A 24,250-nucleotide genomic window follows, 5' to 3' on the forward strand; every position below is an offset into this window, starting at 1 on the left:
ATACCGATCGACCAAAGCTTCTGCGTCATGCCGGACTCGTTTCGGCATCCAACCATCCCCGAGCGCCGGCGCTCGATGCACGTTGGACCCCGGAACAAGTCCGGGGTGACGACTGTCTCTTTGGAAGATCGGAACGATCCCGGCATGACGGCGGGTTTGAGCCGATCGGCTCTACACCATGCGGCTCTGCTTGACCGCGGCGGCGATGAAGCTCGCGAACAAGGGGTGCGGATCGAACGGTTTCGATTTCAGCTCGGGGTGGAACTGGACGCCGACGAACCACGGATGATCGGGCCGCTCGACGATCTCGGGCAAGGTGCCGTCGGGCGACATGCCCGAAAAGACCAGCCCGCCGTCCTCCAGCCGTTCCTTGTAGGCGGTGTTGACCTCATACCGGTGGCGATGGCGCTCGCTGATCCCGGTGGTGCCGTAGATCGACGCCACCACGCTGTTGCCAGCAAGCTGGGCCGGATAGGCGCCGAGCCGCATCGTGCCGCCGAGATCGCCGCCGGCCTCGCGCTTTTCGAGCCCCGATTCGCTCATCCACTCGGTGATCAGGCCGACGACGGGTTCGTCGGTCGGGCCGAATTCGGTCGACGACGCCTTCTCGATCCCCGCCAGGTTCCGCACGCCCTCGATGCACGCCATCTGCATCCCGAAGCAGATGCCGAAATAGGGCACCCCGCGCTCGCGCGCGAAGCGGACACTGGCGATCTTGCCTTCCGCGCCGCGCGATCCGAACGCGCCGGGCACGAGGATCGCGTGGCACGGTTCGAGCCTGGAGGCGATGTCGCTGTCGCCGGTCTCGAACAATTCGGCATCGATCCAGCGGATATTGACCTTCACCCGATTGGCGATGCCGCCGTGGACGAGCGCTTCGTTGAGCGATTTATAGGCATCCTGAAGCCCGACATATTTGCCGACGACGCCGACCGTGACCTCGCCCTCGGGATTCTCCAGTCGCTCGACGATCTCGGTCCAGCGCGACAGGTCGGGGGCGCTGCCGGGCGCGATCCCGAACGCCTTCAATACCTCGCGGTCGATCCCTTCGGCGTGATATTGCAGCGGCACGGCATAGATGCTCGCCGCGTCGAGCGCGGGGATCACCGCTTCCTTGGGTACGTTGCAGAACAGCGCGATCTTGGCGCGCTCACCATCGGGTAGCGGATGTTCGCAACGGCAGACGAGCAGATCGGGCTGGACGCCGAGCGCCGCCAGTTCACGCACCGAATGCTGCGTGGGCTTGGTCTTCAATTCGCCCGCCGCCGAGATGTACGGCACCAGCGTGACGTGGATGCTGATCGACTGGCCGCGGCCAAGCTCGTTCCTGAGCTGGCGAATCGCCTCGATGAAGGGCAGCGACTCGATATCGCCCACCGTCCCGCCGATCTCGCACAGCACGAAATCAAGGTCGTCGGTATCGTCGAGCGCGAACGCCTTGATCGCGTCGGTGACGTGCGGGATCACCTGGACGGTCGCGCCCAGATAATCGCCGCGGCGCTCGCGCTGGATGATCTGGCTGTAGATCCGCCCCGAGGTGACATTATCGCTCTGGTGCGCGGCGACGCCGGTGAAGCGTTCGTAATGGCCGAGATCGAGGTCGGTCTCCGCCCCGTCGTCGGTGACGTAGACCTCGCCGTGCTGATAGGGCGACATCGTGCCGGGATCGACGTTGAGATACGGATCGAACTTGCGGATCCGCACGCGATAGCCGCGCGCCTGCAACAGTGCCGCAAGGCTCGCCGCCATCAAACCCTTGCCGAGCGAGGAGACCACGCCGCCGGTAATGAAAATAAACCGCGTCATGGGGTTTACTGCCTAGCGTCAGAACACATGGAAGGACAAGCGCCCGAATCCACGGACACGCGAATATTTATGCTGCCGGCGAACCGGCGGCGGTTATTGCTGGAGCGGAACCGGGCCGTTATCGGCCGGCGCCGCGTCGTTCGCGGGCGCCGGGGCCGCCGCATTTTGCGCGGCGCCCGCAAACGGGGCCGCGTCGGTCTGCGGCGCTGCGGCGGTGGGCGCCGGTGCGGGGGCACTGGTCGCGAGCGAGGTATCGATCGTCGTCGAGTGCCGCGTCGCCGCCAGCGTCGCAAGAGCGATGCTGAGCAGCACGAACACGCCCGCGAGGATCGCCGTCGCCCGGCTCAGGAAATCCGCCGCCCCGCGCGCCGACATCAGGCCCGACGGGCTCCCGCCCATGCCGAGGCCACCGCCCTCCGAACGCTGCATGAGGATGACGGTCACCAGCGCGGCGCCGACGATAGCTTGCAGGACGAGGAGGAAAGTGAACATCGAAAGCCTGAATAAAACGGATGCGGGAACCGCGAGGCACATAGGCGCGAGGACCATTCCGATCAACCGTGATCACGAGTCGCGCCCGTTTCCGGTAATATTTCGGCAGCGCACTGAAACCCGCACGGCCCAAAGGCGTTAATGGCCCAGGTGAAACGCCCGATACGGGACGGACAAGAAGCGGAATGTTTCGACGGTGGCAACGCTAGCGCAGAATTCGCTCACCACATGGATGCAGGCACTGGTCGATTACGTCCGGTCGGGCGAGCCTGACCTGACCAATCGCCAGATGGCCCTCTTGCTGGTCGTCTACCTTCGCCCCGGCCCCCATACGGTGCGCGGTTTGGCACGCTGTCTCAACGTTTCGAAGCCAGTTGTGACCCGCGCCTTGAATAGACTTGGCGCGCTGGGCTATCTGCGCCGCCAACGCGACGACAGCGACAAACGTAACATCTTCGTCGCCCGCACGTCTGAAGGGGCAGATTTTCTTGAAGAGTTCGGCCATTTTATCGACGAAAGGCCCCTGCCCGACGTCCGCCCGGCTTCCGCGTAAGACCTTCGCGCTGGTCGGCCCGCGCGTGGCGCTCGACCCGCGCACGCATGCCGCGCGCCGCGATCTCGCCGATATCCGCCTCGCCGAATACGTATTCGCGCCGCATTATGTCGAGCCGCTGGCGCGCATCGTGCTACGCGACGGCGTGCTGCGCGAATCCCCCGCCGCCGACGCCGCGATCGTCACGCATGTGAAGGCGGGCGAGGCGTTCGACCTGCTCGATACGGTGGGCGAGACAATGTGGGGAATCGCGACGCAACAGGGCTTGGTCGGCTATATCAAGGCCGAGGCGATCGGCGCCGGCCCGCAGGAGGCACAAGCGTGAGCATTCCGGTTTTCATCGACGGCGCGGCGGGAACGACCGGGCTCGAAATCCGCGAGCGCCTCACCGGACGCGACGACTTGTCGCTGATCGAGATCGACGCGACGCGGCGCAAGGACCCCGCCGCGCGCGCCGAGGCGCTCAACGCGGCCGATTTCGTGATCCTGTGCCTGCCCGACGATGCCGCGCGTGAGGCCGTGCGGCTGATCACCAATCCGCAGACGCGGGTGATCGACGCCTCGACCGCGCATCGCACCGCCGACGGCTGGCTGTTCGGCTTTCCCGAACTCGAACCCGGCCAGCAAGCGGCGATCGCCGCCGCGCCGCGCGTCTCCAACCCCGGCTGCTATCCGACCGGCTTCCTCGCGCTCGTCCGCCCGCTGGTGCGCGCCGGCCTCGTCCCACACGACTGGCCGCTCAGTGTTAGCGCTACTTCGGGCTATTCGGGCGGGGGCAAGGCGATGATCGCCGAATTCGAAAGCGGCGGGGGCTCTGCGTTCCGCCCCTATGCGCTCGACCTCGCGCACAAGCATGTCTCCGAAATGCAGCGCCACGCCCGGCTCGCGCATCCCCCGATCTTCGCGCCCGCAGTCGCGAATACCTATCGCGGGATGGTGGTCGAGGTGCCGTTGCCGCTTCATGTCCTGCCGCGCCGGCCCGTCGTCGAGGCGGTGCGCGAGGTGTTGCTGGCCGCTTACGAGGGCAGCCAGGTGGTGCGCGTCGCCGACGATATGCCCCCGGTGGTGCGGATCGAGGACGATGCCGGCAGCGACCGGCTCACCTTGCGGGTCCGCGGCAACGATGCCGCGGGCCAGGCGCTGCTGATCGCGACGCTCGACAATCTCGGCAAGGGGGCGGCGGGCGCCGCAGTGCAGAATCTCAACATCATGGCGGGGCTCGACCCCTATGCGGGTCTCCGGTTGTGAGCGCGCGACCCACGGCAAGAAAAGGAGACGCTATGCGCCATCCCGTGGCGAAACTACTGTTGTTCGGCGCCACCGGCGATCTCGCCCAGCGCATGTTGCTGCCCTCGCTTTACGGCCTCCATGCGGACGGCCTGCTGCCCGACGGCCTCACCATCACGGGCACCGCGCGCTCCGAGCATGACGATGCGAGCTATCGCAGCTTCGCGGCGGAAGCGCTCGACGAATTCCTGCCCGACGACCGCAAGGACAAGGCGGCGATCGCGAGCTTCCTCGACCGGCTCGGCTACCAGCCGCTCGACGCCACCAAGATCGAAGGGTTCGCCGATCTCGCGACCAAGATCGGCGATACCTCGGGCGGGCTCGCGATCTTCCTGTCGACCGCGCCGACGCTGTTCCGGCCGACGATCAAGGGGCTCGAATCGGCGGGGCTCGCGGGCACCAACGTGCGGATCGGGCTCGAAAAGCCGCTCGGCAACGATCTGCAATCGAGCTGCGAGATCAACGATGCCGTCGCCGAGGTTTTCCCCGAGGACCGCACCTTCCGCATCGACCATTATCTCGGCAAGGAGACGGTGCAGAACATCCTCGCGCTGCGTTTCGGCAACGCGCTGTTCGAGCCGATCTGGAACGCGCGCGGGATCGAGCATGTCCAGATCACCGTTTCGGAGACGGTCGGGCTCGAAGGCCGCGCGGGCTTTTACGACGATACCGGCGCGCTGCGCGACATGGTGCAGAACCATATGCTCCAGTTGCTCGCGCTGATCGCGATGGAGCCGCCGTCGCTATACGACGGCACCGCGATCCGCGACGAAAAGGTCAAGGTGCTGCGATCGCTGCGCACGATGACCCCAGGGGAAGTGCCGCACCTGACGGTGACCGGCCAATATAACGCCGGTGCCGTCAACGGCGAGATCGTCCGCGGCTATGCCGACGAACTCGGTCATGCCTCGGGCGCCGAGACCTTCGTGGCGGTGAAGGCGCATATCGACAATTGGCGCTGGCAGGGCGTGCCCTTCTATCTGCGCACCGGCAAACGGCTGCCGACGCGGCAATCGGAGATCTTCATCCAGTTCAAGCCGGTGCCGCATTCGATGTTCGCGCAGCGCGGCGGCACGTTGCAGGCCAACAAGCTGGTGATCCGCCTCCAGCCCGACGAATATGTCCGCCTGCTCGTGATGGCGAAGGAGCCGGGGCTCGATCGCGAAGGTATCCACTTGCGCGAAGTGCCCCTCGACCTCAGCTTGGACGTGCAGTTCGCGGGCACGCGGCGGCGGATCGCGTATGAGCGGCTGCTGCTCGACCTGATCGAGGGCGATCCGGCGCTGTTCGTGCGCCGCGACGAGGTGGAAGCGCAGTGGCAATGGATCGACGCGATCCGCCGCGGCTGGGCCGAGAATGCCGTCAAGCCCAAGCCCTATCCCGCGGGAAGCTGGGGTCCATCGGCGGCGATCGCGCTCACCGAGCGCGACGGGGTGACGTGGCACGACGATTGACGTCGGCCGTTACCCGTCATGATTGAAACAAATTGAGGATGGCATGACCGAGATCGAATGGTGGGATTATGACGACGCCGACGAGATGGCCGAGGCCGTCGCGGGCGACGCGGCGTTCGTGATCGAAAGCGCGCTCGATGCGCGCGGCCAGGCGGTGATCGCACTGCCCGGCGGCAAGACGCCGCTGCCGATCTACCAGAAGCTCGCCGACAAGCAGCTCGACTGGAAGCGGGTGACGATCATCCCCACCGACGACCGGCTGGTGCCGATGGGCGATCCGCTGTCGAACGTCACCGCGATGGCCAAGGTGTTCCTGCCGGTGAAAGCGCGCGTGATGCCGATCACCAGCGAGGCAGCGACCGATTACCGCGCCGCCGGCCGCGCCGCAGACGCGCGGCTCCAGGATGTCCACTGGCCGCTCGATCTGTGCCTGCTCGGCGTCGGCGCCGATGGCCATACCGCCTCGATCTTTCCGGGCGAGGACTTCGAGGAAGCCGTCGCCGGCCCGCGCGAACGCCGCGCGATCGGGGTGATGCCGGGCGATCTACCCGCCGAGGCGCCGGTGGCGCGCGTGACGCTGACCCGCGCGGCGATGGTCACCGCGCGCGCGCTGACGCTTGCCGTCACCGGACAGGCCAAGCGCGACGTGATCGAACAGGCGATCGCGCAAGGCCCGTCGTCGCCCTATCCGATCGGGCGCGTGCTCGCCGATGTCGAACTGCCCGTCGACATCCACTGGAGCCCCGCGTGATCGCACCATCGTTCGCCCTGAGCCTGTCGAAGGGCGTTCTTGATTTTCCGGGCTGCGGCAGGTTCAGCCCGAACGAAGGAAAGGCCCGTGCCTGATCTCCACCCCGACATCGCCGCCGTCACCGATCGCGTCATCCAGGCATCGATCGCCACCCGTCGCGCCTATCTCGACCTGATCCGCCGCGAGCGCGAATCGGGTGTCGACCGCCCGATCCTCGGCTGCGCCAATCTGGCGCACGGCTTCGCAGGCACCGAGGAGGATCGCGACACGCTCAAGACCGGGCGGGCGATGAACATCGGTATTGTAAGTGCTTACAATGATATGCTGTCGGCGCATGCGACCTATTATCGCTACCCCGAACAGATGAAAGTGTGGGCACGCGAGGTCGGAATCACCGCACAGGTGGCGGGCGGCGTGCCGGCGATGTGCGACGGCGTGACGCAGGGCTATCCCGGCATGGAATTGTCGCTGTTCAGCCGCGACACGATCGCTTTGGCCACCGCGATCGCGCTCAGCCACGGCATGTTCGAGGGCGCGACGCTGCTCGGCATCTGCGACAAGATCGTGCCCGGCCTGCTGATGGGCGCGCTGCGTTTCGGCCATCTGCCGATGATCTTGATCCCCGGCGGGCCGATGCCCTCCGGCATTTCGAACAAGGAAAAGGCGCATACGCGCGAGCTTTACGCCGAAGGCAAGGCGAGCCGCGGGGAACTGCTCGATTCCGAAATCGGCGCCTATCATACCAAGGGCACCTGCACCTTCTACGGCACCGCCAACACCAACCAGATGATGATGGAGGCGATGGGGCTGCACATCCCCGGCGCCGCCTTCGTCAATCCCGGCACCAAGCTGCGCCAACAACTGACCCGCGCTGCGGTCCACCGGCTCGCCGAGATCGGCTGGAACGGCGACGATTACCGCCCGCTCGGCGAGTGCGTCGACGAAAAGGCGATCGTCAACGCGATGGTGGCGTTGCTCGCGACCGGTGGGTCGACCAACCATCTGATCCATTTGCCCGCGATCGCCGCCTCGGCGGGGATCGTGATCGACTGGGAGGATTTCGACCGACTCTCGAAGGTCGTGCCGCTGCTCACGCGCGTCTATCCCAACGGTTCGGCGGACGTGAACGCGTTCCAGGTCGCGGGCGGGCCGCCGTTCGTGATCCGCGAATTGCTCGACGCCGGGCTGCTCCACCGCGACATCCTCACCGTCGCGGGCGACGATCTCGGCGCCTATGCCCGGATGCCCGAGATGGACGGCGATACTTTGGTGTGGCGCGATCTGCCCGCCACCCCGATCGACGACGGCATCGTGCGCACCGTTGCCGCCCCTTTCCAAGCCGAGGGCGGGATGCGCATCCTCACCGGCAATATCGGCCGCGCGTGCATCAAGATCAGCGCGGTCGAGGAGGATCGCTGGACGATCGAGGCGCCCGCGCGCGTCTTCACCGACCAGCAGCAGGTGCAGAACGCCTTCAAGGCGGGCGAACTCGATCGCGACGTGATCGTCGTCGTCCGCTTCCAGGGGCCGCGCGCCAACGGCATGCCCGAATTGCACAAGCTCACCCCGCCGCTCGGCGTGCTCCAGAATCGCGGGTTTCGCGTCGCGCTTGTCACCGATGGCCGGATGTCGGGCGCGTCGGGCAAAGTCCCTTGCGCGATCCACATCAGCCCCGAGGCGCTGGGCGGCGGCCCGATCGGCAAGATCCGCGACGGCGATATCGTCCGCGTGTGCGCGCAGACCGGCACGATCGAGGCACTGGTCGACACGGCAGAATGGGCGGCGCGCGACCACGCCGTCGCTCCGCCGCCCGCGATCGGCACCGGCCGCGAACTATTCGGGTTGATGCGCCACCACGCGACCGAGGCGGAAAAGGGTGCGTCCGCCCTGCTCGCCTCGGAAGATTTGTAAACCAGGGCCGTCAAGCACCTGAGGAGATTGCCGAATGCAAGTCGTTGCGGTCGATATCGGCGGCACCCATGCGCGCTTCGCCATCGCCGAGGTGGAGAAGGGCCGCGTCGCTTCGCTGGGCGAACCGATCACGCTCAAGACCGCCGAGCACGGCAGCCTGCAACTCGCGTGGCGCGCCGCGCAGCGCGAGCTTGGCCGGCCGTTTCCCCGCGCTGCGGGGATCGCGGTCGCCTCGCCGATCAACGACGATCTGATCAAACTCACCAACAATCCGTGGATCATCCGCCCGGCGCTGATCAATGATCGGCTCGAGGTCGACGATTGGGTGCTGATCAACGATTTCGGCGCGGTCGGCCACGCGGTGGCGCAGCTTCCCGACGACGAGTTCGTCCATCTGTGCGGGCCGGATGAGCCGCTGCCACGCCGTGGTTCGATCACGGTGTGCGGCCCCGGCACCGGGCTCGGCGTCGCGCAGGTGTTCCGCGCGAAGGATCGCTACCACGTCATCGAGACCGAAGGCGGCCACATGGATTTCGCCCCGCTCGACGGTATCGAGGATGCAATCGTCAAGCGGCTACGCGCGACCTACACCCGCGTCTCTGCGGAACGGATCTGCGCCGGGCCGGGAATCGTCCCGATCTACGAGACGCTGGCAGCAATCGAACACAAGGCCGTGGAAAAGCACGACGACAAGACGTTGTGGAACATGGCGCTGGAGGGCAAGGACGATCTCGCGGTCGCCGCGCTCGATCGCTTTTGCCTCGCGCTGGGCGCGGTTGCGGGCGACCTTGCGCTCGCGCACGGGCCGAAGGGCGTCGTCATCGCGGGCGGGCTCGGGCTCCGGCTCAAGGACCATCTGCTCAACTCGGGCTTCGGCCAGCGCTTCGCCGCCAAGGGGCGCTTTCAGGGGCTTATGAACTCGATCCCCGTCAAATTGATCACCCATTCGCAGCCCGGCCTGCTCGGCGCCGCGGCGGCTTTTGCGCAGGAGCATACATTGTGAACAACATCGAGACCATCATGCGCACCAGCCCGGTGATCCCGGTGCTGGTAATCGACGACGCCGCCACCGCCCGGCCGCTCGCCGAAGCGCTGGTCGCAGGCGGGCTCAAGGTGCTCGAAGTGACGATGCGCACCCCCGCCGCGCTCGAGGCGATCGCCGAGATGAAGAAAGTCGACGGCGCGATCGTCGGCGCGGGCACGGTGGTCAATACCGATCAACTCCGCCAGGTCGCCGATGCGGGGGTCGAATTCATCGTCTCGCCGGGGCTCACCGACCGGCTGGGCAGCGCCGTGGACGAGACCGGCATTCCCTTCCTGCCCGGCATCGCCAATGCCGGCGACATCATGCGCGGCCTCGATCTGGGGCTGACGCATTTCAAATTCTTCCCGGCCGAAACTTCGGGCGGTATCAAGGCGCTCAAGAGCCTCGCGGCACCCTTCTACCAGTGCCAATTCTGCCCGACCGGCGGGATCAGCGCCGCGACCGCGCCCGATTGGCTCGCGCTCGCCCCCGTCCTGTGCGTCGGCGGTAGCTGGGTGACCGGCGGCACGATGGCCGAGGTGGAGGACAAGGCCCGCGCGGCATCGCTGCTCGGGCGCTGACCGGCCATCGTTCCATTGACAAAACACTGTTCCATATGAGATTAGACGAAGCGCTCGAAGCGCAGGCGATCCGCGCCTGATCCCTCTCCCCGCGAACCGGAGACACCGCGTGCCCGCCGATGCCCAACGCCGCATGGAACTCTTGCGGTCGCTGCGCCAGATCGCCGGCAAGCGCCACGTCCTGACCCGGCCCGACGCCACCCGCCGCTATCGCACCGGGTTCCGCTTCGGCAGCGGCAAGACGCTCGCGGTGGTGCGCCCCGGGACGCTGCTCGAACAATGGCGCGTGCTCGATTGCTGCGTCCGCGCGGGCGTGATCGTCATTTCGCAGGCGTCAAACACCGGGCTCACCGGCGGCTCGACTCCCGACGGCGACGATTACGATCGCGATGTCGTGATCGTCAGCGTCGCGCGGCTGGCGGGCATCTTCGTGCTCGACGGCGGGCAGCAGGTCGTGTGCCTGCCGGGCGCGACACTCCACGCGCTCGAACGCCGGTTGCAGCCGTTGGGGCGCGAGCCGCATTCGGTGATCGGCTCGTCGTGCTTCGGCGCCTCGGTGATCGGCGGCGTGTGCAACAATTCGGGCGGCGCGCTCACGCGGCGCGGCCCGGCCTATACCCAGATGGCGTTGTTCGCGCAGGTCGATGCCGGCGGCACGCTGCGGCTGGTCAACCATCTCGGGATCGACCTTGGCGACGCGCCCGAGCAGATCCTCACCCGCTTGCAGGCCGGGCGGTTCGACGATGCCGATGTGCGCCACGATGACGCGGCCGCCAGCGCGCACGATTATCCCCGCCACGTCCGCGACGTCGATGCCGACACCCCGGCGCGCTTCAACGCCGATCCGCGCTGCCTGTTCGAAGCATCGGGATCGGCGGGCAAGATGATGGTGTTCGCGGTCCGGCTCGACACGTTCGAAGCCGAGCCGCAATCGCAGACCTTCTATATCGGCTGCAACGACCCCGCCGAACTGGGCACGCTGCGCCGCCTGATCCTGACCGAATGCGCCTCGCTGCCGATTGCGGGCGAATATATCCACCGCGACGCGTTCGATCTTGCCGATCGCTACGGCAAGGACCAGTTCGTGACGATCGAGCGGCTCGGCACCGGGCGGCTGCCGCGCTTCTTCGCGCTCAAGGGCCGGGTCGACGCGGCGCTCGCGCGGCTGCGCTGGCTGCCCGAAAACCTGAGCGACCGGTTGCTGTTCGCGCTCGGCAAACTCTGGCCCGATCATCTGCCGCCGCGGCTGCGGAGTTGGCGCGACCGGTTCGCGCACCATCTGCTGCTGCGCGTCTCAGAGGATGAAGCGGGCGAAATGCGCGCGCTGCTGGATCGCTGGCGCGGCACGGCGAACGATTATTTCGACTGCACCGCCATCGAGGCGCGCAAGGCATTCCTCCACCGTTTCGTCGTCGCGGGCGCGGCGGTGCGCTATCGCGCGATCCATCCGCGCCAGACCGCCGGGATCGTCGCGCTCGATATCGCGCTGCGCCGCAACGACGCGGACTGGTTCGAGGCGCTGCCCGCCGATCTCGACGCCGCGCTGGTCCACAAAATCTATTACGGCCACTTCCTGTGCCACGTCCTGCACCAGGATTATATCGTCGCGCCAGGGCAGGATTGCCTCGCCATCGAGCATCGGATGTGGGCGCTGCTCGACCAGCGCGGCGCGCGTTACCCGGCCGAACACAATGTCGGCCATCTCTACCCCGCCGAACCCGCACTCGCCGATTTCTACCGCACGCTCGATCCGGGAAACCGCTTCAATGCCGGCATCGGCGGCATGTCTAAAAAGCGTGATTACAACGATTAGCACACTCTTATTTACTCCATGATCGAAGGAACCGACCCATGAAACTCTGCCGTTTTGGAAACGCCGGCGACGAAAAACCTGGCGTGATCGACGCCGATGGCCGGATTCGCGATCTCTCGGGCGTGATCGCCGATCTCGGCCCCGCCGAACTGGCACCCGAGCGCCTGCGCGCGCTCGCCGCCATCGATCTCGCGACGCTGCCGCTGGTCGCGGCGAGCGAACGGCTGGGGCCGCCGATCGCCGGCACGCGCCAATTCCTCGCGATCGGGCTCAATTATTCGGATCACGCGCGCGAATCGGGGATGGATATCCCGGCCGAGCCGGTGCTGTTCACCAAGGGCGTAAGCTGCATCCAGGGGCCGAACGATCCGATCGTCATTCCCCGAGGCTCGACCAAGACCGATTGGGAAGTCGAACTCGGCGTCGTGATCGGCAGCACCGCCTCCTATGTCAGCGAGGCCGACGCGCTTGGCCATGTCGCGGGCTATTGCGTCGTCGATGACGTGTCGGAGCGCGCCTATCAGCTCGAACGCTCGGGCACGTGGGACAAGGGCAAGGGCTGCCCCAGCTTCGGCCCGATCGGCCCGTGGCTGGTGACCGCCGACGAGGTCGGCGACCCGCAGGCGCTGTCGATGTGGCTCGACGTCAACGGCGAGCGCGTCCAGACCGGCAATACACGCACGATGATCTTCGGCGTCGCGCACCTCGTTTCCTACGTCTCGCATTTCATGACGCTGCTGCCGGGCGATGTCATCACCACCGGCACCCCGCCGGGCGTGGGCATGGGGCAGAAGCCGCCACGCTATCTCAAGGCGGGCGACGTGGTGACGCTGGGGATCGAAAAGCTCGGCGATCAGCGCCAGGACGTGATCGGCGGGTAGCGCGGCGATCGCTCGGCCGTACAGTCTGTTTCGGTTATACTGGAACAGAGGCGGTACCGGCCCGCTCCCCCGCGCAAGTGTAATAAACTCCAGGCTGATGACTTTACATCGAACCGTTCGCCCTGAGCTTGTCGAAGGGCCGTTCTTCTTTCGACCGGCCAAAGAACAGAACGGTGCTTCGGCAGCCCCGGATCAAGTCCGGGGACGAACGGGTTTTAGGACGCGGCTCGACGTAAAGTCATCAGGCTCTAAGGCAGCCGCGAGGAGATCGCGGCCGCGACGCCGCAAGCCATCCTCGTCGCCTCCGCCTGCGACACCGGCACGCCGCTGCGCTTCATATAGGGAATCGCGAGCGACGCGACCGCCGCGCCGTTGCTCATCACCGGCACCGAGATATCGGTGATCCCCGGCACGACCGTGCTCTTGATCGCGGCATACCCTTTGCGCGCGATGTCGACGAGCCTGTCTTCCAGTTCGGCGCGGCTCTTGGCCGTCATGTCGGCGCCATATTCCTCCACCCAGCGGCGCCGCACGGGCTCGAGCTGGAATGCGGTGAGCACCATCCCCGACGTGCCTTCGAGGATCGGCCGGCGGTGCCCGATCCGCACCACCAGCCCGAGATCGGCCGGCGGATCGATGCGCGCGATCACCACCATGAACTGTTCGGACGGCACGACGAGATGGCTCGATTGCTGGGTGTCGTCGGACAATTCGTGCAGCATCGGCAGCGCGATATCGAGCAGCCCCTTGAGCGGCGGGCGCTCCATGCCGAGCAGGAACAGCCGGTTGGTCAGCGTATAGAGATCGTTACCCTGCGCGCGCTCGATATAATGCCGCTTCTCAAGCACATGAAGCATGCGGAAAATCTCGTTCTTCGAGCGCCCCACCGCCTGCGAAATGTCGGAAAGCCCCATCGGCCGCGACACGCTCGACAGCAACTCCAGGATATCGAGCCCTTTTTCGAGCGCCGGGGCGGCATAGGTCGTGGCCTTCGCCGGGGTCTCCTTCTTGGGCATCGTTCGTGCTTCTTTCGTCTGCCTCAACCTTCGAGCGATAACGGTAACACCGACAAATCCCCCGCACCACACGCCATATGACACGAAATGAAATGCGGTTCCACGCCAGTGGATCAAACCCTACACAAGCCGATAGACGCGCTCGGCATTCTCGCGGAAGAACCGGTCGCGATCGCGCCGATCCCAGGCGGACGCGAGGGTTTCGGCGAGTTGGAACCACCGCCCATAGCCGCCCGCGACCTCGTTGACCGGCCAGTCGCTGCCGAACATGATCCGTTCCGGACCAAATACCGCGGCGGCGGCGCGCGCGTACCAAAGCACATCTTCCGCCTGCCAGTCGGCCCAATCGGCCTCGGTGACGAGGCCGGAAATCTTGCAGACGACATTGGGCAGCGCCGCCATCTCGTCGATCTGTGTGCGCCAGGGTTCGCGCAGGCCGGTCGCGATATCGGGCTTGGCGCAATGATCGAGCACGAAGCGCACCTCGGGGCAACGACGCACGAGTTCGATCGTCTCGTCGAGCTGATGGTGTTTGAGGCAGAGTTCGAAATGGAGCCCGCGCCGCGCCACCTCCTGCACCCCGCGCACGAACGATTCGTGCAGCGCGAACCCCGGCTCATGGCCCTGGATATTGTCGCGCACGCCGCGCACCAGCGGCATCGCCGCCACCGCATCGAGCCGCGCGGCGGCATCGTCGGCGAGCAGCGGCACGCGCGCGACGATCGCATGGATGCGGGGATCGAGGTCCGCAAGCCCGGCGACCCATTCGGCCTCCGCGATCGAGCAGCGCGGATGCGCATCGCATTCGACGAACACCATCCGTTCGACCGGCACCTCGGCCGAGGCGCGCTGATAATCCTCGAGGTGGAAGCTGCGATCGAACGGCGATCCACGCTCGATCCACGGGTAATCGAGCCGCTCGACATCCCAGAAATGGGCGTGGGTATCGACGATGCTCATCGGCGGTGTCCCTCCATCAGCGGCATCAGGCAGACCAGCCGCCGTCGATCATCACCGCCTGTCCGGTCATGAACGCCGAGTCGTCCGAGGCCAGGTAGAGCGCCAGCGCGGCGATCTCTTGCGGCTGGCCCAGCCGCCCCATCGGCTGGCGCGCGCGAAACGCCGCCAGCGCGCCTTCGAAATCACCGGTCTCGCGCAGGCGATCGTGCAGTGACGGGGTTTCGATCGTGCCGGGGCAGATCGCGTTGCAGCGGATGCCTTGCGTCACATAATCGGCCGCGACCGATTTGGTGAGCCCCACCACCGCGGCCTTCGACATGCCGTAGGCGCACCGGTTGGGCGCCGCCTTGGGTGCCCCCACGATCGAGGCCATGTTGATGATCGATCCGCTCTGCCGCGCGATCATCCCCGGCAGGAACGCACGGATGAGCCGGAACATCGAGGTGACGTTGACGTCGAGCGAGCGCGCCCAATCGCTTTCCGAACAGTCGAGCACGGTGCCGCTCACGACCATCCCGGCGCAATTGAACAGCACGTCGATCTCGCCGATGTCGTCGACAAGCGCGCGGACCGCCTCGGCGTCGGTCACGTCGAGCGCGATCGGGCTGCACCCCGTCAATCCGTCGAGCGCGGCGACGTTGAGATCACTCGCCCAGACGGTCGCGCCGTGCGCGGCGAACAGCGCGGCCGTCTCGCGGCCGATCCCCTGCCCCGCCCCGGTGATGAGCGCGCGCTTCCCAGCGAGGCGCGCGGTGCCCGATCCTGCCTCACCCATCATCGCGCGCCCGGAAAACACGCCGGCCCCACCGCCTCGATCGACTTGTAGCCGAGGATGAACTCGCGGTGCCCCAGCGTTTCCGATTTGGAGGGCGCGCCGCCGGCGACCGCGAGGACGAGATCGAAAATGTCCTCGCCCACCGTGTCCAGCGTCGCATCGCCCAGCATGATGCGGCCGGCGTCGATATCCATATCTTCGCCCATCCGCGCGAACGTCTCCGGATTGCCGGTGATCTTGATGACGGGCGCGACCGCCGATCCCACCACCGATCCGCGCCCGGTGGTGAACAGCGTCAGATGCGCACCGCACGACATCAACTCGACGATCTCGGCATTGTCCGAGATGTTGGGAAAGCCGAATTTGGGCGGCGTATCGGGAACGACATCGAGCAGATAAAGGCCGGGGTCGCCGGGAATCTGGGTCGGGCGGATCACGCCGTTGATCGGCCGGCTGCCCGATTTGACATAGGCGCCCGCCGACTTCTCCTCGAGCGTCGAGAGGCCGCCTTCGGCATTGCCGGGCGCGAAGCTGCCATAGCCCATCGCGCGATAATAGGTCTCGGCATTGCCGATCGCCTGGTCGATCGCCGACGCGATCTCGGGCGAGGCCGCGCGCGTCGCCATCGGGCCTTCGCAACCGATCATCTCGCCGGTTTCCTCGAAGATGCAGATCGCGCCCGCATCGATCAGCCGATCGAAGGCGCGGCCCACCGCGGGGTTGGCGGCGATGCCGCTGGTGCCGTCCGATCCGCCGCAGATCGTGCCGACCACCAGATCGGAAAGACGCATCGGCACCCGGCGCTCATCCTGCCGCATCTCCTGCTGGACGCGGCGCACCGCGGCGACCGCCGCCTCGATCGACGATCGCGTGCCGCCGGCCTGCTGGATGACGACCGTTTCCACCGGCCGCCCGCTCTGCGCGATCGCCGCCGCCAGCCCCTCGCGGTCGAAGCCCTCGCACCCCAGCGAGACGAGCACCGCACCGCCGACATTGGCGTGCGTCGCCAGCGCCTTCATCATCCTGAGCGCGTAATCGTTGGGATAGCAGCCCGGAAAGCCCAGCAGGTGCACCTCGGCATCGTCCGCGAGATCGACCACGCGGCGGGCGACATGGTGCGCGCATTCGACGAGATAGATCACCGCGACGACGTTGCGGATTCCGATCCGCCCGTCACCACGGGCATAGCCGTTCGCGATGATCATGCCGGCACCGCCGAGGCGCGCGTGTGGCTGGAAATATAGTTGCTACGCATATTGTGAAGATGCACCCAATCGCCGGGTTCGATATCGGCAGTCGCCGACCCGATCGGCATTCCGTATTTGACGACCAGCGCGCCCGCCGGGATGAACGCCCGCGCCACCTTGTGCCCCAGCGGCATATCGGCGCGCGCGGCGACGACATCGCCGTCCATCGCCAGCGCTTCGCCGGTCGCGACATTGCGGCGGCAGACGGCGACGTTGTCCGCCGTGTCGAGAACGATCACCGGCGATCCTGCCGCCGCGGCGAGCCCCGGCCGCGCCACGGCGGCATCGTCCCTGGGATCCTTGGTGAAGCCACGCATCGCGATCACGCCGGCCGGCGCTGACGGGCGCGGCCCCTGATCAGCGTTCGAAGCTGCTTGAGCACGGCGAACGATTCCTCGCCGATCGTGCCGTCCTGATAGATGCCGACCCCCAATGTCACCGGTGCGCGGTCGCCCTGACAGGTGCGGATATAGTCGGCGAGTTCGGCCGCGGTGTAGCGCGGCGGCTCCATCGGTTTGTCCTGCGTGATGTGAAACCACGGCGCGTCGAACCGGATCGCCGAATGCGCCTGCAATCCCGCCCCCGCGCCGCGCCCGATATAGCGGGTCTTGAACGGCTTGGCGGGCAGGTCGGTGATCTCGCCGCTCCAATAATCCTGCCACTCGACCTCGATCGGGAACGCCCAGTAATTGAGCGCGACCATACGATCGGGATTGCCCGTCTTGACCGCGTCGAACAGCGCCTCGTGCGGCAGATTGGGATAGCTCTCGGTGGTCTGGAACCACGAATCGAACCAGTAGCCCGCAACGCGCGTGCCATATCGGTTTCCGAATTCGCGGAAAACATCGGCCAATTGGTTCGAATATTCAGCCTCGCTGAACGCCGGAAGATCGAGCGCGGTGCCCGCCTGCTGCTCGAGCTTCCCGATGCCCGGACAGTTCATATAGAGCATCAACCGGATGCCGTGCTTGCCCAGCGCATCGGCCAGTTCGCCGATGAAGTCGCGCTTGGTGGTCCAGCCGGAGTGCAATTTCTCCCAGCTCTTGATCGGCGCCGGGCAGGTCGGGTGGCCGTGATTGACCGCCCAGATCAGATAGCTCGCCCCACAATCGGCCACCATCTTCGCCAACTTTTTGGCGTCGAGCGCGTTGATCGACTGTTCGTACGGCACCGGCGGCCCCTGCCGCGGCGTCGTCAGATCGAGGAAATGGAACCACATGCCGTAGCCCGCATCGGCGAACCAATCGGTGTTGGCGCGGCGCGATCGCGCGCGCTGCTTGTCGGCTTCGATCGCGGCGCGCTGCGATGCCGGGGTCAATTCCAGCGAGCGCAGGCGGAAAATCTCCTTGCTCTTTTCGCCCGCCACCTTCAGCCGCACGACGTTGACGCCGCGCACCAGATTGATCCGGCCGGGCACGGGCACGCGCTCGAACAGATAATATTCGCGCATCGTCCAGAAGCTGTCACTGTCGGGATCGCCGGGGTTGGCCGACGGCCCGTTGGGATCGGGGTAGAAATATCCCTCGGTCACCCGTGCCGCGAACTCCACCTTCGATGCGCCCGCCTCGATCGTCACCGGCGTGCCCGCCTGCGTGGTCGAATAGCACAAGGCGAGATCGTACTCGCCCGGCTCGGCCACTTCGACCGTCCACAGCACCTCGCCCGCGCCGAGGAACGGCAGCATCACGCTCAATTCCGCCGGGCCGAAACGCAGCTCGCCCGAACGCGACGCCGCCTTCGCCGGATACAGCCGGATTACCGGATCGAGCCTGGCGACCGTGAGCGGCCCGCCCTGCCCCTCGGGTGCGCCGAAGGTCGCGGCCGCCGCGGCCGATGCGGGCAACCCCGCGACCGCCATCGTCGACAGGCCGGTGCGCAGAAATTCCTTACGATTCATCGTCAACATGGCGTTCCCCGTCATGATATTGTGCCCGCGACACAGGCGCGGCTCTTGCGTGGTGAGATTGCGTGAAGCCGGATCATGCCTTTTTGCGCTTGCCGCGCACCAGCCGCCCCACTTCGCGGAGCACCGGCAGCGCCTGCGGCCCCAGCGAGCCATCCTGGAAAATCCCGACACCCAGCGTCACCGGCACCTGTTCGGCCTGGCACTGCTTGATGAAATCGGCGAGTTCCTGCGCCTTGAAGCGCGGCGGCGGCATCGGCGTATCCTGCTTGATATGCAGCCAGTCCGCATCGAAGCGCAGCGCGACGTGGCTTTGCAGCCCCTTGGCGGTGCCATAGCTCACATAACGGCCGCCATAGGATTTGACCGGCAGATCGGTCAGCTCGCCGGCGAAATAATCCTGCCATTCGGTCTCGTGCGGGAACACCCAGTTGTTCCAGGCGACGAGGCGATCGGGATAGTTGGTCTTGATCGCGTCGTTGAGCTTATCGAACGGCAGGTTCGGATAACATTCGGTGGCCTCGAAGGTGGAATCGAACCAATAACCGGCGACGCGCGGGCCATAGCGTTCGCCGAATTCGCGGAACACGGCGATCAACTGGTTGGCATATTCGTCTTCGTTATAGCCCGGGATGCCGTTCACCGTGCCCGGATTGAGCGCCATTCCGCCCACGCCCGGCGGGTTCATGTAGAGCATCAGCCGCATCCCGCGTTTGCCCAGCGCGTCGGCCATTTCGGCGATCAGATCGCGCTTGGTGGTCCAGCCCGGATGCAGTTTCTCCCAGCTCTTGATCGGCGCCGGACAGGTCGGATTGCCGTGATTGACCGCCCACATCATGTATTTGGCGCCGGTTTCCGCCACCTGCCCGACCAGTTTTTCGATATCGAGTTCGTTGACCGCCTGTTCATAGGGCTTGCGCGGGCCACTCGGCGGCGTGGTCAGGTCTAGGAAATGGAACCACAGGCCGTAGCCGGCGCGCGCGAACCAATCGGTGTTGGCGCGGTGCATGCGGGCGCGCTGCTTGTCGGCCGCGATTGCAGCGCGGGCGCCGACCGGCGTCAGCTCGACCGAGCGCAGCCGCAGGATTTCCTTGCCCTTGGTGCCCGCAACGCGCAGCCGCACCATGTTGACGCCGCGGACCAGATCGAATTCGCCCACCGGTACGCGATCGAAATTATAATATTCCTTGAGCCTGAAGAAGCTCTCGCCGCTGGGGTCGCCGGGGTTCTCATCGGGCCCATCGGGATGCGGATAGAAATAGCCGTCGGTCACCGGCACCGCGAAATCGATGCTGGTCTTGCCGGCGGTGACATTGACCGGCTGGCCGGCGTTGGTGGTCGAGCAGCACAAGGCGAGGGCGTAGCGCCCGGCCTCGGGCACGGACACGGTCCAGGTGATCTCGCCTTCGCCCAGAAAGGGCATCATCGTGCCGATTTCCGCGGTTCCGAACCGGATGTCGCCCATGCGGCCCAGTGCCTTCACCGGATACAGCCGGATCGTCGGATTGAGCGTGGTGATCGTTACCGGGCCGCTCTGAGCCGCAGGGCCGGCCCCTGCCACTGCGGCGGCGGCAACGCCCGTCGTCGGCAGCCCCGCGACTGCCATCGTCGACAGACCGGTGCGCAGGAACTCCTTGCGACTCATGTTCATTTTGGGAACCCCCTTCATTGTGCCCAGCCGCCCTGCGCCATAATGCCGCCGTCGACGGTGACGCACTCGCCCGTCAGGAACGACGCGCCGTCGCTGGCGAGGAAGGCGACCACGCGGGCCAGTTCGGCGGGATCGCCGAAGCGCTTCATCGGATAGGCCTGGCGCAGCCGCTCCATATATCCCTTGTCGGGGATGCCGGCGGCGACATCGCGCAGCAGCGGCGTATCGAACGTGCCCGGCGCGATCGCGACGACACGGATATTGTCCTCGGCATATTCGAGCGCGAGCTGGCGCGTCATCGAGATGATCCCGCCCTTGGAAGCGGCATAGGCCGCCGCGCCCTTTTGCGATTGCAGCCCCTGCACGCTGGCGGTGTTGATGATGACGCCCTTCCCCTTGGCCTGCATCATCGGCACGCAGCGCTTCACCATCCAGAAATAGGATTTGAGATTGACGGTGAGGATCGCATCCCAGAGCGCATCGTCGAGGTCGTGCGCGGGCACGTAGCTGGTCGGCGGCTGGATGCCGACATTGTTGCAGAGAATGTCCACCCCACCGAGATCGCGCGCCTTGGCGGCGAGCGCGTCGCATGTCTCGGGCAGCCCCATGCTGCCGCCGACGAAGTGGATGCGGCCCGGCATGTCCGCAGCTTCGGCGATCACCGCCTCGCCCGCCGCCGGATCGAGATCGTTGCACACGACCTCCGCCCCAGCGGTCGCGAATTCGAGCGTGAACGCTTTGCCGAGCCCGCCCGCGCCGCCGGTGATGATGACGACCTTGCCGGTAAAATCGATGCGCATCAGCGGGCCTCCTTTGCCGGCCGGTCGCTCCACAGCGACAGGATATCTTCGAGGGGCAGCCCCTTGGTTTCAGGAAGCTTGCGCGCGACCACGACGAACTGGATCGCGAGGAACACCGCGCAGCCGAGGAACATCGCCGAGACGCCGAATGTGTCACGCACGATCGGAAAGGCCTGGTTGATGACGATATCGGTCAGCCACACCGCGACGGTCGCGATCCCCATCGCCCGCGCGCGGACCGCGGTCGGGAAAATCTCGGAGATCACGATCCATTTGATCGGCCCCAGCGAGAAAGCGAAGAAGGCGACGAACATGCACAGCAAGGCGATGATCACCGCGCCGTCGGTGACGCCGACCGCGAAGCAGAGCCCCGTCAGCGCGAGCGCGACCGCCGCGCCCGCGCACCCCGTCAGCAGCACCGGGCGGCGGCCGAACCGATCGACCACGAACAGCGCGAGCACGGTGAAACAGGCGAGCACGATGCCGATCACCGCATGGCCGCCAAGCGACGATCCCGCCGAAATGCCGGCGCGTTCGAGGATGACGGGGCCGTAATACATCACCACGGTGATGCCGCTGAGTTCGGAAAAGACCGCGAGGAAGATCCCCAGCGACAGCGGCCGGCGCATCCCTGCAAGATGCGCGCGGCCGTCGGCGCGGGTCTCGACGCGCAGCGATTCCTCGATCTGCCCAAGCTCGCCCGCCGCGGCGGCATCGTCGCCCCGCAGCCGCGCCAACACATTGCGCGCCTGTTCGGGCCGCCCGACGAGGCTCAGCCAGCGCGGGCTTTCGGGCACGATCAACGCGAAGCCGAGGAACAGCAACGCCGGCACCACCTGCCCCAGGAACATGCCACGCCAGACCTCGCCGACGAACAGCCAGCCCCACAGGCCCTGCGCGGCGGCAGGCGTCGCGGCGAGCGAATGGTCGAGCAGCCCGGCATTGACGAGCATCGCCGCGACGATGCCGATCGTGATCGTGAGCTGGAACAGCGACACCAGCCGCCCGCGATATTTGGGCGGCGCGACTTCGGAAATGTAGAGCGGCGAAACGACCGAAGCCAGGCCGACACCGACCCCGCCGATGAAACGCCCGACGATCAGCCACGACGCGGCGGGCGCCGCCGCGCACGCCACCGCCGCGATCGCGAGCAATGCGGCCGAGAGCAGCATGACCTGCTTGCGCCCGGCCCGATCGCACAGCCGGCCCGCCGCCAGCACGCCGAACACGCACCCGAGCAGGCCCGAACTCACGAACCAGCCTTCCATGATCGCCGAGAAACCGAATTGCGCCTTCACCGGCGCAAGCGTGCCCGCGATCACCACGGTTTCGTACCCGAACAGGAACCCACCCATCGCCGAGACAAGGCTGACGAGCGTCACGAAAACGAGATTGCCCCCGCCCGACGCCGCGTGTGCGGCGTCGGACCTGAAAGCGGCGGGATCGATGCCATGCGCCATATCGCGATTATCTTTCGTAGATTTCGAAGGCGTGGATCGCCGGTGGTGCGACCATCTTGAGGACCTTCACCCGCACATAGCGCGCGCTCACCGGCGTGAAGCGTATCTCGGGCTTGAACACCGAGATCGGCCATTCGAAGAAATCTTCTTCCTCGCTGGTGTCGAAGCCCCAGGTCTTGACGTCTTCGACACGCTTCCAGTCGTCGGTATCCTTGGCGCGCACGTCAACCTGATAGCGGTGGATATCGGCAAGCTCGCCCTCATACGCCCCTTCGAACAGGATCGCGCGGCTGATCGTCTTTTCGGCGCCGAGGTCGAACTGGATCCACGGTTGCTTGGTGCCGGTATCGGCTTGCCAGGCGGTGCGCATGTCACCGTCGCAGGCGAAGCGATCGGTCGCCGGATCGGCGTTGGATGATGTCACCTTCACCCCGCGGTTGAGCGGCACGTCGCCCACCGGCGCCAGCGCCTCGGCCGGCCGATCGAGGTCGAGCACGACGATCGTCGAGGGCGCTTCCATCGCGTTGGGATCGATCGTCACCGTGATGCCGTCGGGGCCTTGCGTGAAGCTTACTTTGCCGCCGTGGAGCATCGAGCACGCCACGATCTTCGCCGGCAGCGGCGGCAGCTTCACCGTCGTCAGCTTCTGATCGAAGACGTGGAGATAGACGCGCTTGCCCTTGCACGTGGCGCCGTAACCGCTGGTGCGCTTGAACGGGCCGCCGCGCGTCTCAAACAGGCTTTGGCCGTGGCGTTCGAGCCACAGATTGGCGCGCGCGAGCTTGTCGACCAATGCGGGGTCGAACCGGCCGGTCGAGGGCGCGGAAATCCCGAGCAGGTAATTGCCGTCGCCGCACGCCGAACGGACGAAATTGTCGATCCACACGTCCTGATCGAGATACGCCCCCGCCGTCCAGCAATAGCTGCGGCCGTTGGCGGGCGTGGTATATTCCCACGGAATGTCACGGTTGAAGCGCGGCATATCGACTTCGAGCACCGCGAAATCGCCGACATAATCCTTGTCGGTGGGGAACCAAGTCGGCAGATAGACGCGCCCGTTATACGCGCAGCCGACGCGGTGATCGACGATCGTGTCGCGCTGGAGCATCCGCATGTATTTGAGCAGATCGACGCCGCGCTCGTGCGTCCAGTCGCGCATCCAGCCGCCGTCGAACCACCAGGCCGCGACCGGCCCGTAATTCTGCGACAGTTCCTTGAGCTGCATCTTCATATAGGTGACGTAGCGATCGAAATCGGGCTTCACGCCCGCCGGCAATTCATAGCCCTTCGGGCCAAGATACATGCCGTTGGCATGGTTCGCGCCGATGCAATCGGGATGGTAGAAATCGGCGATCGAATAATAGAGGCAGAACGCCATCTTGTGCTTCTTGCACGCCGCCGACACTTCCTTGACGACATCGCGGCCGAACGGCGTGTTCATGATCGAATAGTCGGAGGTCTTGGTATCCCACATCGCGAAGCCGTCGTGATGCTTGGGCACGAACGTCAGGTAGCGAAACCCCGCGTCCTTGAGCATCTTCACCCACGCATCGGCATCGAACTCAACCGGGTTGAAGCGCTTGTAGAGCTGGTCGTATTCGGCCGAGGGGATCTCGCGCTCGCGGGACCAGCTTATCTCCTTGCCCGCAACCGTGGCCGGATTCCAATGGATGAACACCCCGTAGCGCAGCCCCATGAAGCGGGTGAGCGCCTGCTGATCGGCGGGGATCAGCGGTCCGACATCGGGCGGCGGGTTGTTGTACGCCTGCTGCTGGCCGCCGCCCGCGAATGCGGCCGGGACTCCCGGCCACATTCCGGCGATCGCCGCGCCTGCGGTCGTCTGACCGAGGATTCGTCTACGCGTGATCATCGTTTTCGCTCCCCC

At 66.2% G+C, this 24,250-nt stretch carries 22 protein-coding genes; 10 read left to right on the forward strand and 12 right to left on the reverse strand.

The window, feature by feature from the left end; all coding sequences use genetic code 11:
- Positions 1-171: 171 nt before the first annotated feature.
- Together DFR49_RS06745 and secG are read right to left on the reverse strand one after the other, a co-directional pair.
- Complete coding sequence (locus DFR49_RS06745) at positions 172-1,806, reverse strand: CTP synthase (RefSeq protein WP_119034869.1); 1,635 nt, start codon at positions 1,804-1,806, stop codon at positions 172-174.
- Between the two features lie 93 nt (positions 1,807-1,899).
- Positions 1,900-2,298, reverse strand: a complete 399-nt coding sequence (gene secG / locus DFR49_RS06750; protein ID WP_119034870.1) for a preprotein translocase subunit SecG — start codon at positions 2,296-2,298, stop codon at positions 1,900-1,902.
- 232 nt (positions 2,299-2,530) lie between these two features.
- On the opposite strand from secG, the gene DFR49_RS06755 reads away from it, so the two are divergent.
- The 10 genes from DFR49_RS06755 to DFR49_RS06800 all read left to right on the forward strand — a co-directional run bounded on the left by DFR49_RS06755 (position 2,531) and on the right by DFR49_RS06800 (position 12,553).
- Positions 2,531-2,851: a MarR family transcriptional regulator gene (locus DFR49_RS06755; protein WP_119034871.1), complete on the forward strand. Its 321-nt coding sequence runs from the start codon at positions 2,531-2,533 to the stop codon at positions 2,849-2,851.
- A gap of 25 nt (positions 2,852-2,876) precedes the next feature.
- Positions 2,877-3,176 (forward strand): SH3 domain-containing protein, encoded by a 300-nt coding sequence (locus tag DFR49_RS06760; RefSeq protein WP_119034872.1) that lies wholly within the window; start codon positions 2,877-2,879, stop codon positions 3,174-3,176.
- Positions 3,173-4,099, forward strand: a complete 927-nt coding sequence (gene argC, locus DFR49_RS06765) for an N-acetyl-gamma-glutamyl-phosphate reductase (RefSeq protein ID WP_119034873.1) — start codon at positions 3,173-3,175, stop codon at positions 4,097-4,099. The genes DFR49_RS06760 and argC overlap by 4 nt, the downstream gene beginning before the upstream one ends.
- A gap of 32 nt (positions 4,100-4,131) precedes the next feature.
- The gene (gene zwf, locus DFR49_RS06770) at positions 4,132-5,592 is read left to right on the forward strand and encodes a glucose-6-phosphate dehydrogenase (RefSeq protein WP_119034874.1); all 1,461 of its coding nucleotides are present in this window, start codon (positions 4,132-4,134) and stop codon (positions 5,590-5,592) included.
- 43 nt (positions 5,593-5,635) lie between these two features.
- Entirely contained in the window at positions 5,636-6,343 is a 708-nt protein-coding gene (pgl, locus tag DFR49_RS06775; protein WP_119034875.1) for a 6-phosphogluconolactonase, read from the forward strand.
- Positions 6,344-6,430: 87 nt separating this feature from the next.
- The gene (edd, locus tag DFR49_RS06780) at positions 6,431-8,254 is read left to right on the forward strand and encodes a phosphogluconate dehydratase (RefSeq protein ID WP_119034876.1); all 1,824 of its coding nucleotides are present in this window, start codon (positions 6,431-6,433) and stop codon (positions 8,252-8,254) included.
- A 34-nt stretch (positions 8,255-8,288) separates the two neighbouring features.
- Complete coding sequence (gene glk, locus DFR49_RS06785) at positions 8,289-9,257, forward strand: glucokinase (RefSeq protein WP_119034877.1); 969 nt, start codon at positions 8,289-8,291, stop codon at positions 9,255-9,257.
- Positions 9,254-9,859, forward strand: a complete 606-nt coding sequence (gene eda, locus DFR49_RS06790) for a bifunctional 4-hydroxy-2-oxoglutarate aldolase/2-dehydro-3-deoxy-phosphogluconate aldolase (protein ID WP_245968273.1) — start codon at positions 9,254-9,256, stop codon at positions 9,857-9,859. The genes glk and eda overlap by 4 nt, the downstream gene beginning before the upstream one ends.
- 133 nt (positions 9,860-9,992) lie before the next feature.
- Positions 9,993-11,672, forward strand: coding sequence for a D-lactate dehydrogenase (gene dld / locus DFR49_RS06795; RefSeq protein WP_119035323.1), 1,680 nt, complete (start codon positions 9,993-9,995; stop codon positions 11,670-11,672).
- Positions 11,673-11,710: 38 nt separating this feature from the next.
- A complete protein-coding gene (locus DFR49_RS06800; protein WP_119034878.1) occupies positions 11,711-12,553 on the forward strand; it encodes a fumarylacetoacetate hydrolase family protein in 843 nt (280 codons plus the stop codon).
- 248 nt (positions 12,554-12,801) lie between these two features.
- Here DFR49_RS06800 and DFR49_RS06805 read toward each other — a convergent pair whose 3' ends face one another.
- From DFR49_RS06805 to DFR49_RS06850, 10 genes are all read right to left on the reverse strand, one after another.
- Positions 12,802-13,569, reverse strand: a complete 768-nt coding sequence (locus DFR49_RS06805; protein WP_119034879.1) for an IclR family transcriptional regulator — start codon at positions 13,567-13,569, stop codon at positions 12,802-12,804.
- A 120-nt stretch (positions 13,570-13,689) separates the two neighbouring features.
- Positions 13,690-14,529 (reverse strand): amidohydrolase family protein, encoded by an 840-nt coding sequence (locus DFR49_RS06810; RefSeq protein WP_119034880.1) that lies wholly within the window; start codon positions 14,527-14,529, stop codon positions 13,690-13,692.
- Between the two features lie 25 nt (positions 14,530-14,554).
- Positions 14,555-15,307, reverse strand: a complete 753-nt coding sequence (locus tag DFR49_RS06815) for an SDR family oxidoreductase (protein ID WP_211325813.1) — start codon at positions 15,305-15,307, stop codon at positions 14,555-14,557.
- Positions 15,304-16,503, reverse strand: coding sequence for a UxaA family hydrolase (locus tag DFR49_RS06820; protein ID WP_119035325.1), 1,200 nt, complete (start codon positions 16,501-16,503; stop codon positions 15,304-15,306). The genes DFR49_RS06815 and DFR49_RS06820 overlap by 4 nt, the downstream gene beginning before the upstream one ends.
- Positions 16,504-16,505: 2 nt before the next feature.
- Complete coding sequence (locus DFR49_RS06825; RefSeq protein ID WP_119035326.1) at positions 16,506-16,868, reverse strand: UxaA family hydrolase; 363 nt, start codon at positions 16,866-16,868, stop codon at positions 16,506-16,508.
- Between the two features lie 5 nt (positions 16,869-16,873).
- The gene (locus DFR49_RS06830; RefSeq protein ID WP_170150948.1) at positions 16,874-18,472 is read right to left on the reverse strand and encodes an alpha-L-fucosidase; all 1,599 of its coding nucleotides are present in this window, start codon (positions 18,470-18,472) and stop codon (positions 16,874-16,876) included.
- Between the two features lie 58 nt (positions 18,473-18,530).
- Positions 18,531-20,105, reverse strand: a complete 1,575-nt coding sequence (locus DFR49_RS06835; RefSeq protein ID WP_170150949.1) for an alpha-L-fucosidase — start codon at positions 20,103-20,105, stop codon at positions 18,531-18,533.
- A gap of 14 nt (positions 20,106-20,119) precedes the next feature.
- Positions 20,120-20,905 carry an SDR family NAD(P)-dependent oxidoreductase gene (locus DFR49_RS06840; RefSeq protein ID WP_147373660.1) on the reverse strand — a complete coding sequence of 262 codons (786 nt, stop codon included), beginning with the start codon at positions 20,903-20,905 and terminating at the stop codon, positions 20,120-20,122.
- Positions 20,905-22,365, reverse strand: a complete 1,461-nt coding sequence (locus DFR49_RS06845) for a sugar porter family MFS transporter (RefSeq protein ID WP_119034884.1) — start codon at positions 22,363-22,365, stop codon at positions 20,905-20,907. Before DFR49_RS06845 ends, DFR49_RS06840 begins: the two co-directional genes overlap by 1 nt.
- A gap of 7 nt (positions 22,366-22,372) precedes the next feature.
- Positions 22,373-24,235, reverse strand: a complete 1,863-nt coding sequence (locus DFR49_RS06850; RefSeq protein ID WP_211325814.1) for an alpha-L-fucosidase — start codon at positions 24,233-24,235, stop codon at positions 22,373-22,375.
- Positions 24,236-24,250 lie beyond the last annotated feature (15 nt).

This window comes from Hephaestia caeni (genome assembly GCF_003550065.1).
Lineage (GTDB): Bacteria > Pseudomonadota > Alphaproteobacteria > Sphingomonadales > Sphingomonadaceae > Sphingomonas > Sphingomonas caeni_A.